The organism is Dehalococcoidia bacterium, from assembly GCA_025054935.1.
In the GTDB taxonomy this organism is placed as follows: Bacteria; Chloroflexota; Dehalococcoidia; order SpSt-223; family SpSt-223; genus JANWZD01.
Map to the genome: position 1 here is coordinate 1 of JANWZD010000085.1, position 504 is coordinate 504.

At 68.7% G+C, this 504-nt stretch carries 1 pseudogene; it reads left to right on the forward strand.

The window, feature by feature from the left end:
• Nucleotides 1–168 precede the first annotated feature (168 nt).
• Nucleotides 169–314 (forward strand): annotated as a pseudogene (locus NZ773_16390) (hypothetical protein).
• The last annotated feature ends 190 nt before the right edge of the window (nt 315–504 follow it).

Sequence of the window (504 nt, forward strand, 5' to 3'; positions counted from 1 at the left end):
TGGTCTGGCGGCGGGCTGAATGCCAGCACGGCGGTCATCGCCGGCAGCGCCTTCACCCGCAACTCCGTGTCCATTGATGGCGGCGGGCTCTCTGCCGGCACGGCGGTCATCACCGGCAGCACCTTCGCCAGCAACTCCGCTGACAGCGGCGGCGGGCTCGGCGCCGCCATGGCGGTTGTCACCAACAGCACTTTCATCAGCAACTCTGCCAAGTTCTCTGCTTTCGGGTGGTCTGGCGGCGGGCTGAATGCCGGCACGGCGGTCATCGCCGGCAGCGCCTTCACCCGCAACACCGCCGACTTCTCCGGCGGCGGGCTGTACGCCGGCACTGCCGTCATTACCCGCAGCACCTTCCAGAGCAATTCCGCCAACGAGAACGGCGGCGGGCTGTGGGCCTCGACAGCGGCGACCGTCACCGCCAGTGCCTTCCATGGCAACGCCGCCAACGAGAACGGCGGCGGGCTGTATGCCGGCACGGCTACCGTCACCGGCAGCACGTTTCTC